We start from the raw sequence: 16,267 nt of genomic DNA on the forward strand, positions 1-16,267 counted from the left end.
CACCCCACCCATCCGCGGCCGGAGGAGTTCCTCGCGGCGGTCCGGGAGGTGGTGACGGGCTAGTGCCGCATCAGGCAACGTTCGCCCTGGTGACGACTTCGCGTAGGCGTTCGTCGGCGGCATGCTTGTTCCGCCGGATGATGTAGCGGCGGATCATGCTGCCCTGTTCCCTGTGACTGATGTGGTCGGTGCCATCGAGGGCGAAGTAGCGTCGTGCGGTGAACTGGGCTTGGTCTTCTTGACGTGGCCGTAGAGCTGGTCCTTGGCGAGGTCGTGGGCGGCGAACAGGTGCCGGACGCCGTGCGGGCGGGCGTAGGTGGCCCGCCGCCGGGGTCTGTGCCCGCGGTCGGGGCCGGCAGGTCAGGACTACGGGCGAACGTCTCCCCGTGCCTCTCGCCACATCGACCAGAGCGTCGGGCCGCCCCCGGGTACGTGGATCTCGTCCCGTACGGTGAACCCGAATCGTTCGTAGAAGCCGATGTTGGTTTGCTTCGACGATTCGAGGTGGGTGGGCAGTCCGGCCGCATCCGCCTTGGCCAGGCCCGAGAGCAGCAGGGCAGTGCCGTGGCCGCCGCCTTGGGCGGCCGAGTCGGCGCCGAGCACCGCCAGATACCAGTGGGGTTCCTGGGGGGCTACCGCACCGACCAGTTCCAGCATTTCTCCCAGCCGGGCAACGTTCTCACCCAACAGCCCGTTGATGCGGGCCAGCGTCCCCTCGTCCGGGTGCTGCTCGGCCGTGCCGGGCGGTGTCCAGAAGGCCGCTGCGGCGGTGGTGCGTTCACAGTGTCCAAGTGGGCCGTACTTGTGCGCGAGCATGACGTCGAACCACTGGGCGAGACGGCCCTCACGCCCTTCTTCGTCAGGGAAGAGCCACAACATCATCGGGTCGTCCCCGAAAGCGCGGGCCAGAATGCGTGTGACCTCAAGAGTGTCGCCGGTCTCGATCGGCTTGGGTGTGTTCGGTGACTGCATGCGGTCAAGGTAAGTTCCAAGAACTTGTCGGCACATCGGTCGTTCTACCGATACCCAGGTCCCCCCACGTACTGGCTGTCCACAGGCGTGGTGGCTCTCAGCCGCGCAAGGCAACGGGCCAACCCACAGGCCCAGCCAGGCCGACACGGCCCCGCGGCCACCCGAGACCGAGGGTCGTAGCGGGCCGGACGCGGTGCCAGCCGGACGACGACCCGCAAGCAAGCAGCGGTCCATCCGACCGCCAAGTCACGGTCGAGGCCCAAGGCCCCGTCCGGACTGCCGACCACACGGCGCAGCACGGCACAACAGGGGTTGACCGCGGTGCAGGGCGGCCTGTCCGACCACAGCAGCCCGGAGCCCGCGGTGCGCACCGCTTCGTCGTCAGGTGCGGCGAGTAGTTGTCGCAGAGGATCGCAACGCGCACGTCCGCCGGGTGCAGCGAGCGCGGGTAGCGGCAGAACTCCAGGAACGTGGACCGGTTCCCGGTCTTCTTGACGTGGCCGTAGAGCTGGTCCTTGGCGGCACTGGTTCCGGCCGGTCACGCGCCGAACGCCCCGGATCCCCGGTTCGGAACGGGCGGCGGCCGAGGCCGGGGCACCTTCCGGTGCCCCGGCGGAGGGGATGCCCCGCCGGCGGCCCGTCACTGCGCCTCCGGTCCGAACCGGCGCCGGTACGCCGACGGGGTGATGCCCGTCTCGCGACGCATCAGCGTGCGCAGATGGGCGGCGGTGCCGAGCCCGCTGCGCCGCGCGACCATCTCCACGCGGGACTCGCCCCGCTCGATCAGCCGGCGTGCCAGGGCGAGTCGTTCGCCCGTGAGCCACGTCAGCGGCGTCGTTCCCAGCTGCGCCCGGAAGCGGCGGTGCAGCGTCGCCGGACTGACCGCCGCGCGCGCCGCGAGGTCGGAGACCGTGAGCGGTGTGTCCAACCGTTCCTGGGCCCAGGCCAGGACGGGCGCCAGGGACTCGTCCGGCAGGTCGGGTATGGGGCGCTCCACGAACTGCCGCTGGCCCCCGTCCCGATGCGCCGCGAACACCAGGCGCCGGCTCACGGAGTTGGCGACCTCCGCGCCGTGGTCGCGGCGGACGATGTGCAGCCCGAGGTCGAGCGCGGCGGCGCTCCCCGCGGCGGTGAGGATGTCACCGTCGTCCACGAACAGCACGTCCGACGCGAGCCGGACGGAGGGGAAGCGTTCGCGGAAGGAGTCCGCCCACTGCCAGTGCGCTGTGGCCCGGCGCCCGTCGAGGACACCGGCCTCGGCCAGGGTGAAGGCGCCGCTGCAGAAGCCGACCAGCCGCGCGCCGCGCGCGTGCGCCCGGCGGACGGCATCGAGCACGGCGGGGCGGCGGGGCACCTCGACATCGGGGCGGTTGGGGACGATCAAGGTGTCCGCCGTGTCGGCCGCGTCCAGGTCGGCGACCCCGGTGAGGGTGAAGAACCCGTCCCGCATCAGGGTGCTGGGCTCGGGAGAGCAGAGCCTGAAATCGTAGAGAACACGGCCGATCTCCGGCCTGCGCAGACCGAAGACCTCCGTCGCGCAGCCGAGCTCGAAGGGGTTGGAGTTCTCGTCGACGATCACGACGACCCGGTGCGCGTCCGATGAGCGCGGTGCGTGCGAGGATCCTTTCGCCATATGCGATTCCTAGCACTCACGCCGGCCGTGCGAAACGGCTGAGGATGAGCCCATGAGCAACGAACCCATCCCGCTGAGCAGGGCTCTGGCCTCTTTCGACGCCCTGTGGAGCCCGCGCATCGTCACGCGCGTCAACGACTACGACGTCCGCGTCGCCAAGGTCGAGGGCGAACACATCTGGCACGTCCACGACGACACGGACGAGTTCTTCCTGGTACTCGACGGAGAGTTGCACATCTCCTTGCGTGAGCCCGAGGGGGAGCGCACGGTCCTGCTTCCGCAGGGGGCGGTCTTCACCGTCCCCCGGGGCACCGAGCACAGGCCGTACGCTCCGTCCGGCGCCGCGATCCTCATGTTCGAGCCCACCGGGACGCCGACCGTGGGCGATCGCCACGACGAGGTCCCGGGCCATGTGGACGCGACGACCGGGCACGCGCTCGACATCTGAGCCGACGGGCATGGGGAGCTGTCGGCCGCACAGCTCCCGCCGGGGGCACACTCCGAGGCGTGCCCCCGGCGGGGCCGTGTGTCGGGCGTCGGTCAGGCGGGGCAGCCGCGGGCGCCGGCGTGGATGGCCAGGGCCGTGTTGGGGGCGAGGGTGGCGGTGAGTTGGCCGGCGCTGTTCACCGTGACGGGGCGGTTGGACTGCACATCGCAGTAGGTGCCGCCGGGCAGGGAGGTCTGGAAGGTGCGGCTGAGGGTGCCGGTCTCGTGGTTGATGGCGACATAGGCCTTGGTGCCGCGGCCGAAGGCGATCGCGTCGTTGCCGTTGTCCCACCAGTCGGTGACGGCCTGGCCGCGGGCGGTGTTGCGGAAGGCGACCATGTTGGCGATCTCCGGCCAGGCGTGCTGGCACTTCCAGCCGTCCTGGTAGCAGGCGCGCACCGTGCCGCCGTTCGGCGGGCCGGCGTCGGTGCTGGACCACTCGTAGCCGGAGTTGACGTCCGGGGAGCCGTAGGGCCAGGCCAGCATGAAGACGTTGGCGAGGGTGTAGTCGGCGCCGTTCTTGTAGTTGAGGGTGTCGCCGCCGCGCTCGGTGTCGTGGTTGTCGACGAAGACGCCGGCCTTGCCGGACTCCAGGTAGCCCCAGCCCTCGCCGTAGTTCCTGAGGTAGGCGAGGTTCTCGTTCTGGAAGACCCGCTTGAGGTCGCGGGCGTAGCGGAACTCCTGGACGTCACCGGTGCCCAGGTACTCGCCGGGTGAGACGGCCTCGCCTGCGCCGTAGATGGTCTCCTGCTTCCAGTAGGCGCCGGGATTGGTCAGCTTGGCCTTGATGGCGGCGAGGTCGGTGGCGGGGATGTGCTTGGCGGCGTCGATGCGGAAGCCGTCCACGCCCAGAGAGAGCAGGTCGTTGAGGTAGCCGGCGATGCGGCCTTGGACGTAGGGCTCGCCGGTGTCCAGGTCGGCGAGTCCGACGAGTTCGCAGTTCTGGACGTTGCCGCGGTTGCCGTAGTCGGTGACGGGTGCCTGGCAGTCGTTCATGTCCCACACCGAGTAGGTGCCGGGGTAGTCGTACTTGGTGTACGAGGAGCCGCCGGTGCCGGTGCCGGAGCCGGCTGCCATGTGGTTGATGACGCTGTCGGCGACGACCTTGACGCCTGCCGCGTGGCAGGTGGCGATCATGTTCTTGAAGGCGGTCCGGTCGCCCAGCCGTCCGGCGATCTTGTAACTGACCGGCTGGTACGAGGTCCACCACTGGCTGCCCTGGATGTGCTCCTGGGGCGGGGAGACTTGGACGTACCCGTAGCCCTTGGGCCCGAGGGTGGTGGTGCACTCCTTGGCGACCGAGTCGAAGCGCCACTCGAACAGGACGGCGGTGACGTCCTTGGTGCCGGGGGCCGCGGCCGTCGCCGTCGGCGGGGCGGCTGTCAGGACCGCGCCGCCTGCCGCGAGGGCGAGCGCGCCGGCAAGGATTCTGCTGGCCATGGCCATCGGTTCTCCTGCGTGGGGGCTGCATGGGGGAACTGCTGATGCTGGGTCAGCCTTGTGGGACAACGCGCCATGCCGCCAAGGCAGTCGCAGCTGCGCTGCGCGTCGCCGGTCTCCCGACGGCTACCGGAACGTACCTTCGAGTAACGGGTGTTGCAAGACCTTTCGCAAAGGATTGCGAGGGTGTACGGTCACTGTCGGCCCCGGTCCGGCCGGCCGGAGGTCCTCCCTCCCACCCCGTTCGGGGCGGGAGGGGCCAAAGGGTCCTACGCGCCCGGCCGGTCGGACCGGTCCGTCCACTTCCCCGAGCCCGGGTCAGCTGGTGCGTCGCACCTGCCCGGTGGAGCCGCGCACCACCAGCTCGGGCTGGAAGACGAACTCGGTGGGCTGCACCGGATTCCCCTCCACCGCCTCCAGCAGCGCCCCCACCGCGGCGGTGGCCATCGCCTGCACCGGCTGGCGCACGGTGGTCAGCGGCGGGTCGGTGAAGGCGATCAACTGCGAGTCGTCGAAGCCGACCACCGAGACATCGCCCGGCACCGCGAGCCCGCGCCGCCAGCACTCCCGTACCGCGCCCAGGGCCATCAGATCGCTGCCGCAGACGATGCCGGTGCAGCCGGCGTCCAGCAGCGCGCCCGCGGCGACCTGCCCGCCCTCCACGGTGAACAGGGTGTGCCGGATGAGGCCCTCGGCCTCCTGGCGGCTCCACCCCAGGGTCTCGGTGAGCGCCGCGGTGAAGCCTTCCGCCTTGCGCCGCGCGGGGACGTACCGGGCGGGCCCGACCGCGAGCCCGATCCGCCGGTGGCCGAGGGTGGCCAGGTGGGCGACGGCCATCCGGGCCGCCGCGCGGTCGTCCGGCGAGACGAACGGCGCCCGGATGTCCGGGTGGTAGCCGTTGATGAGGACGAACGGGACCCCGCGCGCGGCCAGTTCGCGGTAGCGCGTGGGGTCGGCGGTGGAGTCGGCGTGCAGCCCGGAGAGGAACACGATGCCGGTGACCCCGCGCGCCTCCAGCTGCTCCACCAGTTCGTCCTCGGTGGCGCCGCCGGGCATCTGGGTGCACAGCACCGGGGTGTAGCCGTGTCCGGCCAGCTGCTGCTCGATGACCTGCGCGAACGCCGGGAAGATGGGGTTGGTGAGCTCGGGGATCACCAGCCCCACCAGACCGGCGCTGCGCCGCCGCGCCCGCCCGCCGCGGGCCTGTTCGGGCAGCGGCGGGCCGGGGCGCTCGTAGCCGAGCAGTTCCAGGGCGTCCAGCACCCGGCGCCGGGTGGGCTCGGCGACGCCGGCCTTGCCGTTCAGCACCCGGCTGACGGTGGCCTCGCTGACCGAGGCCCGGGCCGCGACGTCCGCCAGCCGGGGCGGGGTGGCAGGGCCACCACCGCGGGTCCCGGCTGTGTTCACACCGCCCACCAGGCAGCGGTGTCCGCGGGGAGTTCGATCTCCGCGCCCTCGGTGCCGTCCATCGGCAGCGGGCCGCTGGCCAGCAGCAGCCGGCCGGGCGCGGGCAGCCGCACCGGGGCCGAGGTGGTGTTGAGGGTGAGGACGAAGTCCTCGCGGCGGAAGGCCAGTACGCCCTCGGGGGCGTCCCGCCACTCCACGCTGTCGCCGGCGCCGAGGGCGGGCAGCTGCCGGCGCAGGGCGATGGCGGTGCGGTACAGCTCCAGGGTGGAGTCGGGGTCGCCGGTCTGGGCGGCCACCGAGAGCTTGGCCCAGCTGTCGGGCTGGGGGAGCCAGCTGGGGCCGCCCTCGACGGGCCCGAAGCCGTACGGGGCGCTCGTGCCCGACCACGGGATCGGCACCCGGCAGCCGTCGCGCAGCCCGTCCTGGCCTTCGGCGCGGAAGAAGGAGGGGTCCTGGCGTACCTCGTCGGGCAGGTCGGTGACCTCGGGCAGGCCGAGTTCCTCGCCCTGGTAGACGTAGGTGGAGCCGGGCAGGGCGAGCATCAGGAGGGCGGCGGCGCGGGCGCGGCGCAGGCCCTGCTCGGGGCTCTCCTCGGCGTAGCGGGTGGCGTGCCGCACCACGTCGTGGTTGGAGAGCACCCAGGTGGTCGGGGCGTTCACCGGGCGCATGGAGTCCAGCGACTCGTCGATCACCGCGCGCATCGCGGCGGCGTCCCAGCCGGTGCCCAGGAAGTGGAAGTTGAACGCCTGGTGCAGCTCGTCCGGCCGGACGTAGAGCGCGGTGCGCTCGGGGCTGGGTGCCCATGCCTCGGCCACCCCGATGCGCGGGCCCGGGTACTCGTCGAGGATCTCCCGCCAGCTGCGGTAGATCTCGTGCACCCCGTCCTGGTCGAAGAAGGGCAGCACCTGGGCGCCGATCAGCTTGGCCTGCTCGGTGCGGCCCAGGTCGGGCAGCCCGGCGGCCTTGACCAGGCCGTGTGCCACGTCGATCCGGAAGCCGTCCACGCCCATGTCCAGCCAGAAGCGCAGGATGGAGCGGAACTCGTCGCGTACCGCCGCGTTCTCCCAGTTGAAGTCCGGCTGCTCGGGGGCGAACAGGTGGAGGTACCAGTCGCCCGGGGTGCCGTCCGGGTCCTGGGTGCGGGTCCAGGCCGGGCCGCCGAAGATGGACTCCCAGTCGTTGGGGGGCAGTTCGCCGTCGGTACCGCGGCCGGGCCGGAAGTGGAAGCGGGAGCGCAGCGGCGAGCCAGGGCCCTCCTGGAGCGCCTGCTGGAACCAGACGTGCTGGTCGGAGCAGTGGTTGGGCACCAGGTCCACGATGATCCGCAGGCCCAGCTGATGGGCCTCGCGGATCACCGCGTCGGCGTCGTGCAGGGTGCCGAACATCGGGTCGATGGCCCGGTAGTCGGCCACGTCGTAGCCTGCGTCGGCCTGCGGGGAGGCGTAGAAGGGGCTGAGCCAGACGGCGTCCACGCCCAGGTCCCGCAGGTAGGGCAGCCGTTCGCGTACGCCGGCCAGGTCGCCCATGCCGTCGCCGTCGCCGTCGGCGAAGCTGCGCGGGTAGACCTGGTAGATCACCGCGTCCCGCCACCATGGGCGGTTCTCGCCTGGGGTTTCGGAGCGGGCCGTGTCCTGGACCGGGTCAGCTACGTGCGGCGTGGTCATGGTGTCCTTGGGTGTCCGGGTCGCGTCCGGCGCCCGCGGGGCAACGGCCTGGCGGCCGGGCGTCCGCGGGCGCCGGACGAACGGGAAGGCGGGTGGGGGAGAGCTTCAGGACTTGGTGGCGCCGGCGGTGAGGCCGGCCACCAGGTGGCGCTGGGCCCAGGAGAAGACCAGGGCCGCCGGGACGGCGATCATGACGGCGGCGGCGGTCATCGCGCCCCAGTTGGAGGAGTACTGGTTGACGAAGGTCTGCAGGCCGGCGGCGAGGGTGAGGTTCTGCTCGCCGGTCATGAACGCCGAGGCGTAGGCGACCTCGGCCCAGGCGGTGATGAAGGTGTAGAACGCGGTGACCGCCAGGCCCGGCCGGGCCAGCGGCACGATCAGCCGCCAGAAGGTGCCGAACGGGTTGAGTCCGTCCACCCGTCCCGACTCGTCGATCTCCACCGGGATGGTGTCGAAGAAGCCCTTCATCATCCAGGCGCAGAACGGCACCGCCACCGTCAGATAGGTGACGATCAGCGAGATCGGCTGGTTGAGCCAGCCGAGCGTCGACATGATGTTGTAGAGCGGCACGATCAGGATGGCCATCGGGAACATCTGGGTCACCAGCAGCAGCCACATCAGCGGGCGCATGCCCGGGAAGCGGAAGCGGCTGACCGCGTAGCCGGTGGTGGCGGCGATGAAGACACCCAGCACGGTGGTGATCGCCACCACGAACAGCGAGTTGCCCAGCCAGGTGAGGAACTCGGTGTCGTTCAGCACGTACCGGTAGTTCGTCAGCGTCGGGTCCTTGACGATGTCCGTGCTGAATGCCTCGCTCTTGGGCTTGAACGAGGTCACCAGCAGCCACAGCGGCGGGAAGACCGCGACGGCCGAGGCGATCAGCAGGGTCAGGTGCAGGCCGAAGGAGGCGAGCGGGGAGCGCCGGTTGCGCTGGGAACGGGTCTTGGTTGCGGCCATGGCTACCACACCTCTCCCTGCTTGCGGAGCGAACGGCGGTAGACCGTCGCGAAGGCCAGCAGGATGAGCAGGATCATGACGCCCCAGGCGGAGGCGCCGGCGAAGTCTCGGGGGCTGTTGACGAAGGACAGCCGGTAGGCGTAGGTCACCAGGATCTCGGTGCTGTCACCGGGACCGCCCCGGGTGAGCAGGAAGATCACCGGGAACATGTTGAAGGTCCAGATGGTGCTGAGCAGGATCACGGTGCTGCTGACCGACCGCAGGCCGGGCAGGGTGATGTGGCGGAAGCGCTGCCAGGGGCTGGCGCCGTCCATCTCGGCGGCCTCGTAGAGCTCGCCGGGGATGGACTGGAGTCCGCCGAGCAGGGCGACCAGCATGAACGGCACGCCCAGCCAGATGTTGACGGCGATCACCGAGAACTTGGCCAGGGTGGGGTCGTTCAGCCATGGCACGGCGTCGATGCCGCCGCCGTCCAGGATCTTGTTGAGGATGCCGTTCTTCTCGTTGAACAGCAGGCGCCAGGCGAAGACCGAGACGAAGGCGGGCACCGCCCAGGGCAGGATGAGCAGCGAGCGGTAGATCGCCCGGCCCTTGATCTGCCGGTTGAGCAGCACGGCCAGGCCCAGGCCCAGCGCGAAGGAGACGGCGACGCAGGAGACCGTCCAGGTCACCGTCCAGCCCAGCCGGTCCCAGAAGACCTCGTCCTTGAGGATGGCGGTGAAGTTGTCCAGGCCCACGAAGTCGTAGGTGGCGGGGATGTGGTTGACCCCGATGTTGCGCTCGACGTTGGCCTCGTCGGCGTTGGTGAGCGACAGGTAGATGCCGCGGCCCAGCGGGTAGCCGATGATCACGCCGATCACGATCACCACGGGGGCGACCATGGCCCAGGCGTACCAGTGGGTGGCCAGCGCGCGGCGTATCCGGCCGGGGGTCCTCGTACGGGTGGTGTCGGCCTTGACGGCCCGGCCGGGGGTGCTGTCCATCCCCCCGGCCGGGTCGGCCGACTGCCTGGCGTCGACAGTCATCGGTGGCGTACTCCTACTTCCAGTCGCCCTTGAGCAGCTTGCGGTAGGCGTCGCCGACCGAGTCGGCGGCGTCCTTCGGCGAGGTCTTGCCGGTCACCACGCCGGGGAACTCGACCAGGATGCCCTGGAAGAGGCTGTTGCCCTCGGGGATCCAGGGACGCTCGACGGCCTTGTCCACGGCGGCCTTGAAGAACTTCACCTTGGGGTTGGAGGCCACCGCCGGCTCGTCGTAGACGGAGGTCCGGGTGGGCAGCAGGCTGAGCGCCTCGGTGGTCTTGGTCTGCACCTCGGCGGAGCTCATGTACTTGGCGAAGGCGTAGGAGGCGTCCAGGTTCTTGGAACCGGCGTAGACCGCGAGGTTCTGGCCGCCCTGCGGGGAGCCCTGGCCGGCGCTGCCGGCCGGCACCGGCACCACGCCGAGGTTGGACTTGTCCTTGAACGCCTTGCCCGCGAGGGTGTCCTCGATCGCCCACGGACCGTTGATCGTCATCGCGACGTCGCCGTTCTTGATGGCGTTCTGCATGTTCTCCCAGCCGTCGCTGGCGTCGGTGGTGGCGGCGCCGGACTTGACCAGGTCGCGGGCCGCGGCGAACGCCTTGACGCCCGGCTCGTCGTCGATGGTGACCTTCTTGGCCTTGGTGTCCAGCAGGTCGCCGCCCTCGCCGTAGATGAACGGCAGGAACCAGTAGGCGTCGTCACCGCGCAGGTACAGACCGGTCTTGCCGGTCTTGTCCTTGATCTTCTTGGCGGCGGTCTTCAGCTCGTCCCAGGACTTCGGCGGCTCGACGCCGGCGTCCTTGAGCATCTTCTTGTTGTAGAAGAGGCCCAGGGTGTCGATGACCTGCGGCACGGCGTAGGTCTTGCCCTCGAACTTGGTGCTGGCCAGGGCCTTGGGCAGGTAGTCCGACGTGTTGTCGAGGGCCGGGGTGCCGTCCAGCGGGGCCAGGTAGCCGATGTGGGCCAGGTCCTGGGTCCAGGCGACCTCGGAGCGCAGCACGTCGGGGGCGCCGGAGCCGCCGGAGCCGGCCGCGTTCTTGAACTTGTTCAGCGCCTCGCCGAAGGGCACGTTGACGTAGTTGACCTTGACGTTCGGGTACTTCTTGGTGAAGTCCTTGGCGAGCTTCTCGTAGGTGCCCTTCTCGGCTTCGTTCGAGGTGTCCCAGTAGGTCACGGTGCCGGAGAGCTCACCGGGGGACTTGCTCTTGCCGCTGTCGTCACTGTCGCCACCGCCGCACGCGGTCGCCGCGAGCGCCAGCGCCGCGACGAGCGCAGTGGCCGCTATGCCACGTCGCATCAGAACTCCTTCAAAGCCGACCGCGCCATCGCGGTGCCTGGATGTCCTGGAAAGTAACAGGGTTGAAAAAACCCCGAAAGTCCTTGCGGCAATTTTCTGCAAGCGCCAGGAATCGTTACGTCCGCGTGTCCAGGGAGTTGCCGTTGTGACGCTTGACAGCAGACGGGGCATTCGTCCCACCACCGGCGCACGCCTGCGGTGCTCCGTCCGGGGTAGCGGATGGCGGGGATCCAGCCAGGTTCTTGCAAGCCCTTCCGCAAGCCTTGCAAAAGCTGTTAACTTCCCGTAAACGCGACCCGTCCGGCGCGCCGCTCGGCCTGCTTCGATCCGGTGGGACCCGGTCATGCCCGGTACTGCCTGGTACTGACTGGTTCAACCGAGTTCGATCCACTCAACCCGATCCGCCCCAGGCCGAGTACGAGCCGGAGGCAGGCCCTGACCCCGCCCGCCCGTCCACCTCCTCCGACAGGGAGTAGCGCAGATGACGCAGGAGCTGACGACCTCGGCCGACGACCGGACCGCCCAGCGGCCGGCGAACCCCCAGTGGTGGCGGGACGCCGTCATCTACCAGGTGTACGTGCGCTCGTTCGCCGACAGCGACGGCGACGGCATCGGCGATCTGCGCGGCGCCCGGGACCGGCTGCCGCATCTGGCCCGGCTGGGCGTGGACGCGGTCTGGCTGACCCCCTTCTACGCCTCCCCGCAGGCCGACGGGGGCTACGACGTGGCCGACTACCGTGCGGTGGACCCGCTCTTCGGCGACCTCCAGGACGCCGACGACCTGGTGCGCGCCGCGCACGAGCTGGGGCTGCGGGTGATCGTGGACGTGGTGCCCAACCACACCTCCGACCGGCACCCCTGGTTCACCGAGGCGCTGGCCGACCGGCCCGGCGGCCCGGCCCGCGCCCGCTACCACTTCCGGCCCGGCCGCGGGCCGGGCGGGGCGCTGCCGCCCAACGACTGGGAGTCGGTCTTCGGCGGCCCGGCCTGGACCCGCACCCAGGACCCCGACGGCACCCCGGGAGAGTGGTACCTCCATCTGTTCGCCCCCGAGCAGCCCGACCTGAACTGGGACTGCCCCGAGGTGGCCGAGGAGTTCGCCTCGGTGCTGCGCTTCTGGCTGGACCTGGGGGTGGACGGCTTCCGCGTCGACGTGGCGCACGGCATGGTCAAGGCCGCCGGGCTGCCCGACATCGGGCTGCGGGAGCAGGCCAAGCTGATCGGCGCCCAGGTGCTGCCCTTCTTCGACCAGGACGGGGTGCACGAGATCCACCGCTCCTGGCGGCGGCTGCTGGACTCCTACCCCGGCGAGCGCATCGGGGTGGCCGAGGCCTGGGCGCCCAGCCCGGAGCGGCTGGCGCTGTACGTCCGGCCGGACGAGCTGCACCAGGCGTTCAACTTCCAGTTCCTGCGCTGCCCCTGGGACGCGGCGGCGATGCGCGAGGTGATCGACGAGTCGCTGGCCGCCACCACCTCGGTGGGCGCCCCGACCACCTGGGTGCTCTCCAACCACGACGTGGTGCGGCACGCCACCCGCTACGCCGAGGAGTGCCCCGAGCAGGGCCTGCGCCGCGCCCGCGCCGCCGCCCTGCTGATGCTCGCCCTGCCCGGCTCCACTTACATCTACCAGGGCGAGGAACTCGGCCTGCCCGAGGTCACCGACCTGCCCGACGAGGTACGCCAGGACCCCTCCTTCTTCCGCGCCGAGGGCCAGGACGGCTTCCGCGACGGCTGCCGGGTGCCCATCCCCTGGTCCGGTACGGCCGCCCCGTACGGCTTCGGGCCCGTCGAGGGCGGCCCCAGCTGGCTCCCCCAGCCCGACAGCTGGGCCAAGCTCTCGGTGGCCGCCCAGACCGGCGACCCCGACTCCACCCTGGAGCTGTACCGCACCGCCATCGCCCTGCGCCGGCGACTGCCCGCCCTCGGCGCCGGCGACAGCGTGGAGTGGCGGGACGCCCCCGAGGGCGTACTGGCCTTCGCCCGGCCCGGGCTGCTGTGCGTGCTGAACACCGGGCGGCGGGAGCGCCGGATGCCGCGGCCGGGGCGGCTGCTGCTGGCCTCCGCGCCCTTCGACGCCGATGCGGCAACGGTGGGTATTCCAGCCGATTCCTGTGCGTGGTGGGCAATCTGACACGCGCCCGGTAGGGTCCAGACATGACCGCACGGCTTGCTGACATCGCAGCCCAGGCGGGGGTCAGCGAAGCCACAGTCAGTCGCGTGCTCAACGGCAAGCCGGGGGTGGCCACCGGCACCCGCGAGTCGGTGCTGGCCGCACTCGATGTGCTGGGCTACGAACGACCGGTGCGACTGCGGCAGCGCAGCGCCGGACTGGTCGGCCTGATCACCCCCGAGCTGGAGAACCCGATCTTCCCCGCGCTGGCCCAGGTGATCGGGCAGGCGCTGACCCGGCAGGGCTACACCCCGGTGCTCGCCACCCAGACGCCCGGTGGCTCCACCGAGGACGAGCTGACCGAGATGCTGGTGGACCGGGGCGTGGCGGGGATCATCTTCGTCTCGGGGCTGCACGCGGACACCACCGCCGACATGTCCCGCTACGACCAGCTGCGCGGCCATGGCGTGCCGTTCGTCCTGGTGGACGGGTTCTCGCCGAAGGTGCGGGCGCCGTTCATCTCCCCCGACGACCGGGCCGCGATGGTCCTGGCCGTCACCCATCTCCACTCGCTCGGCCACACCCGGATCGGCCTGGCCCTGGGCCCCAAGCGGTTCGTGCCGGTGCTGCGGAAGATCGAGGGCTTCCAGCGCGGCATGGCCGAGCAGCTGGCGGTGCCCGCCGCGGAGTCGGCGGAGCTGATCCAGCATTCGCTGTACACCCTGGAGGGCGGCCAGGCCGCGGCGGCGGCGCTGATCGAGCGGGGCTGTACGGCGGTGGTGTGCGCCAGCGACATGATGGCGCTGGGTGCCATCCGGGCCGCCCGGCAGCAGGGTCTGCGGGTGCCCGAGGACATCTCGGTCGTCGGCTTCGACGACTCCCCGCTGATAGCTTTCACCGACCCGCCGCTGACCACCATCCGCAAGCCGGTGCAGTCCATGGGGCAGGCCGCGGTGCGCGCCCTGCTGGAGGAGATCGGCGAGGCGCACTCCCCGGACGCCGCCGGGGCCGCCCCCGCACCGCTGTACAGCGAGTTCGTCTTCCTCCCCGAACTGGTGGTCCGCGGATCCACCGCCTCCGTCCCGGGAGGTCGAGGTTCAGCCAAGAAATAGGACAGAAGTAGCCAAGTCCGTCCCATCGGATGATCTGGTCGAGGTCGGTTTCTGGCAGACTATTGCCTCATGGGCGATGCGGCGGTAAGGAGTCCGGACGATCGGTCGGCCATCCCGTCACCCCTCTCCGAGAAGAGGGCCGGCCCGGCCGCCCTGCCCGCCTTCCTGGCCCGGTTGAGGACCCCCCGCCGGCCGCGGCTCTGGTTCGAGATCCTGCTGATCGCGGTCGGCTACTGGACGTACTCGCTCATCCGCAACGCCGTTCCGGAGCAGCGCCGGGAGGCCCTGCGCAACGCCGGCTGGGTCTGGGAGTGGGAGCAGACCGCCGGACTGGCCTTCGAACGCTCCGTCAACCACGGTCTGGACTCCGTCGGCTGGCTGATCGTCGGAATGAACTACTACTACGCCACCCTGCACTTCATCGTGACCATCGGTGTGCTGGTCTGGCTCTACCGCCGGCATCCGGGCCGCTACGCCGCCACCCGGCTGACGCTGTTCATCGCCACCGCCGTGGCGCTGCTGGGCTACTACTTCTTCCCGCTGGCGCCGCCCCGGCTGATGCCCGACGCGGGCTTCACCGACACGGTCCTGACACACCGCACCTGGGGGTCGATGTCCTCGGGCAACCTGTCACAGGTGTCCAACCAGTACGCGGCCATGCCCTCCATGCACATCGGCTGGTCGCTGTGGTGCGGCATCACCATCGCGGTGCTCGCGGGCCCGATCTGGGTGAAGGTACTCGGCCTGGCCTATCCGGCGGCGACCCTGCTGGTCATCGTGGCCACCGCGAACCACTTCTGGATGGACGCGGTCGGCGGGATCCTCTGCCTGGCGCTGGGCTTCGCGGCCTCCCTCCTCTGGTACGGGCAGCTGTGCTACCGGCTGCCCAGGACACCGGCGGCGCCGCTGCCGCGCGGGGTCGACGAGCCGCGGAAGGCGTGAGCGCACCCGGCTCTCCGGAGGTCTCCCCCCGATCCACCGGGGCCCCGACCGCCGGCACGGAGGTCTCCCCCAGATCCACCGGGGCCCGACCGCCGGCACGGACGCCATGCCGAGCCCGCGCCGCCTCCCCGGGATCCACCAGTCCCCGACCGCCGGCACGAACGGCCACGCCGGGCACGCGCCGGCTCCCCCGAGGTCTCCCCGATGCCTTCCCTAGATCCACTAGGGTCCTTGACCGTGCCCACCGGCCGGTTGGGCGGATCCGCCCGGGGAGGGAACCAGACCATGGCGTTACGCATGTCCACCGGAGCAGCGGCCGCGCGGCACGCCCGGTGAGCCCGCTGCCCGGGAGCCCGGCGGCCCGGCCCGACCGCGGTGCGGCCCCGTCCCGCCCGCGGACCCGGTTCCGGGTCATCGCCACCGATCTGGACGGCACCCTGCTGCGCGGCGATCTGACCGTCTCGGCCCGTACCCGTGCGGCCCTGGCGCGGGCCGCGGCCGACGGCGCCGGCCATGTGGTGGTCACCGGCCGCCCGGCCATCTCCTGCCGGGAGTTCCTCACCGCCATCGGCTACCGGGGCCTGGCCGTCTGCGGGCAGGGCGCCCAGCTCTACGACGCCACCGCCGACCGGCTGCTGGAGACCGTCGGGCTGGACCGGGAGCCGGCCCGCGCGGTGGTGGACGGCGTCCGGCGGGCGCTGGGCGGCGCATCGCTGGAGCTGGCGGTGGTGACCGCCGCCCCGGCCAACCGCTTCCTGGCCACCCCGCGCTTCGCCGACCGCGTCCGGCCCGACTGGGAGGTGGTCGCGGATCCGGAGGCGCTGTTCGCGGATCCCGTCGAGAAGGTGCTGCTGCGCCACCGGGAGTTCCCGGACGAAGTGGTGGCGCGGGCCGCGGCCCGGATCGGGGGCGGCGCGGTGTCGGTGACCCACTCCGAGCGCGGCATGGTCGAGGTGCTGCCGGCCGGGGTCACCAAGGCGGCCGGCCTCCAGCGGGCGGCCGAACGGCTGGGCTTCACCCCCTCGGAGACCATCGCCTTCGGCGACATGCCCAATGACATCCCGCTGCTGACCTGGGCCGGCTACGGCGTGGCCATGGGCAACGCCCACCCGGACCTGCGGGCGGTGGCGCACGAGGTGGCGCCGCGCAACGACGAGGACGGGGTGGCGGTGGTCCTGGAACGGCTGTTCCCCGCCCCGCCCCCGGTCGGCGCGGTCCCCCGACT

Annotated in this window: 12 protein-coding genes and 3 pseudogenes; 5 read left to right on the forward strand and 10 right to left on the reverse strand. The window is 71.2% G+C overall.

Annotated elements, in window-relative coordinates; genetic code table 11:
* Positions 1-70: 70 nt before the first annotated feature.
* The 4 genes and pseudogenes from E4099_RS35050 to E4099_RS15955 all read right to left on the reverse strand — a co-directional run.
* Positions 71-351 (reverse strand): annotated as a pseudogene (locus tag E4099_RS35050) (IS630 family transposase); the annotation flags it as partial.
* Positions 352-366: 15 nt separating this feature from the next.
* Positions 367-972: a GNAT family N-acetyltransferase gene (locus tag E4099_RS15945; RefSeq protein ID WP_135339727.1), complete on the reverse strand. Its 606-nt coding sequence runs from the start codon at positions 970-972 to the stop codon at positions 367-369.
* A 367-nt stretch (positions 973-1,339) separates the two neighbouring features.
* A pseudogene (locus E4099_RS35055) lies at positions 1,340-1,507 on the reverse strand (IS630 family transposase); the annotation flags it as partial.
* Between the two features lie 105 nt (positions 1,508-1,612).
* Complete coding sequence (locus E4099_RS15955) at positions 1,613-2,605, reverse strand: GlxA family transcriptional regulator (RefSeq protein ID WP_135339728.1); 993 nt, start codon at positions 2,603-2,605, stop codon at positions 1,613-1,615.
* Between the two features lie 52 nt (positions 2,606-2,657).
* On the opposite strand from E4099_RS15955, the gene E4099_RS15960 reads away from it, so the two are divergent.
* A complete protein-coding gene (locus tag E4099_RS15960; RefSeq protein WP_135339729.1) occupies positions 2,658-3,053 on the forward strand; it encodes a cupin domain-containing protein in 396 nt (131 codons plus the stop codon).
* A gap of 101 nt (positions 3,054-3,154) precedes the next feature.
* On the opposite strand, the pseudogene E4099_RS15965 reads toward E4099_RS15960, so the two are convergent.
* The 6 genes and pseudogenes from E4099_RS15965 to E4099_RS15990 all read right to left on the reverse strand — a co-directional run.
* Positions 3,155-4,531 (reverse strand): annotated as a pseudogene (locus tag E4099_RS15965) (alpha-amylase); the annotation flags it as partial.
* Positions 4,532-4,849: 318 nt separating this feature from the next.
* Positions 4,850-5,947, reverse strand: a complete 1,098-nt coding sequence (locus tag E4099_RS15970; protein WP_167828395.1) for a LacI family DNA-binding transcriptional regulator — start codon at positions 5,945-5,947, stop codon at positions 4,850-4,852.
* On the reverse strand, positions 5,935-7,602 hold the full coding sequence (locus E4099_RS15975; RefSeq protein WP_135339732.1) for a glycoside hydrolase family 13 protein: 1,668 nt from the start codon (positions 7,600-7,602) through the stop codon (positions 5,935-5,937). The genes E4099_RS15970 and E4099_RS15975 overlap by 13 nt, the downstream gene beginning before the upstream one ends.
* A gap of 105 nt (positions 7,603-7,707) precedes the next feature.
* Positions 7,708-8,559, reverse strand: a complete 852-nt coding sequence (locus E4099_RS15980) for a sugar ABC transporter permease (protein WP_135339733.1) — start codon at positions 8,557-8,559, stop codon at positions 7,708-7,710.
* Between the two features lie 2 nt (positions 8,560-8,561).
* Complete coding sequence (locus E4099_RS15985) at positions 8,562-9,584, reverse strand: carbohydrate ABC transporter permease (RefSeq protein WP_135339734.1); 1,023 nt, start codon at positions 9,582-9,584, stop codon at positions 8,562-8,564.
* 13 nt (positions 9,585-9,597) lie between these two features.
* Positions 9,598-10,878: an extracellular solute-binding protein gene (locus E4099_RS15990; protein WP_135339735.1), complete on the reverse strand. Its 1,281-nt coding sequence runs from the start codon at positions 10,876-10,878 to the stop codon at positions 9,598-9,600.
* Between the two features lie 481 nt (positions 10,879-11,359).
* Here E4099_RS15990 and E4099_RS15995 point away from each other — a divergent pair, with 481 nt between their 5' ends.
* The 4 genes from E4099_RS15995 to E4099_RS16010 all read left to right on the forward strand — a co-directional run.
* Positions 11,360-13,009, forward strand: coding sequence for a glycoside hydrolase family 13 protein (locus tag E4099_RS15995; protein WP_135339736.1), 1,650 nt, complete (start codon positions 11,360-11,362; stop codon positions 13,007-13,009).
* Between the two features lie 23 nt (positions 13,010-13,032).
* On the forward strand, positions 13,033-14,100 hold the full coding sequence (locus E4099_RS16000; protein ID WP_135339737.1) for a LacI family DNA-binding transcriptional regulator: 1,068 nt from the start codon (positions 13,033-13,035) through the stop codon (positions 14,098-14,100).
* Positions 14,101-14,169: 69 nt separating this feature from the next.
* Positions 14,170-15,042: a phosphatase PAP2 family protein gene (locus E4099_RS16005; RefSeq protein ID WP_135339738.1), complete on the forward strand. Its 873-nt coding sequence runs from the start codon at positions 14,170-14,172 to the stop codon at positions 15,040-15,042.
* A gap of 332 nt (positions 15,043-15,374) precedes the next feature.
* The coding region (locus E4099_RS16010) for an HAD family hydrolase (RefSeq protein ID WP_135339739.1) at positions 15,375-16,267 on the forward strand (893 nt) is incomplete at its 3' end.

The sequence above is a fragment of the Streptomyces palmae genome, assembly GCF_004684805.1.
In the GTDB taxonomy this organism is placed as follows: Bacteria; Actinomycetota; Actinomycetes; order Streptomycetales; family Streptomycetaceae; genus Streptomyces; species Streptomyces palmae.

Coding starts and splice junctions, on each gene's coding strand:
- E4099_RS15955 (WP_135339728.1), bottom strand. CDS start 2,605: ATGGCGAAAGGATCCTCGCACGCACCGCGCTCATCGGACGCGCACCGG.
- E4099_RS16005 (WP_135339738.1), top strand. CDS start 14,170: ATGGGCGATGCGGCGGTAAGGAGTCCGGACGATCGGTCGGCCATCCCG.
- E4099_RS15980 (WP_135339733.1), bottom strand. CDS start 8,559: ATGGCCGCAACCAAGACCCGTTCCCAGCGCAACCGGCGCTCCCCGCTC.
- E4099_RS15985 (WP_135339734.1), bottom strand. CDS start 9,584: ATGACTGTCGACGCCAGGCAGTCGGCCGACCCGGCCGGGGGGATGGAC.
- E4099_RS15995 (WP_135339736.1), top strand. CDS start 11,360: ATGACGCAGGAGCTGACGACCTCGGCCGACGACCGGACCGCCCAGCGG.
- E4099_RS15945 (WP_135339727.1), bottom strand. CDS start 972: ATGCAGTCACCGAACACACCCAAGCCGATCGAGACCGGCGACACTCTT.
- E4099_RS16000 (WP_135339737.1), top strand. CDS start 13,033: ATGACCGCACGGCTTGCTGACATCGCAGCCCAGGCGGGGGTCAGCGAA.
- E4099_RS15960 (WP_135339729.1), top strand. CDS start 2,658: ATGAGCAACGAACCCATCCCGCTGAGCAGGGCTCTGGCCTCTTTCGAC.
- E4099_RS15975 (WP_135339732.1), bottom strand. CDS start 7,602: ATGACCACGCCGCACGTAGCTGACCCGGTCCAGGACACGGCCCGCTCC.
- E4099_RS15990 (WP_135339735.1), bottom strand. CDS start 10,878: ATGCGACGTGGCATAGCGGCCACTGCGCTCGTCGCGGCGCTGGCGCTC.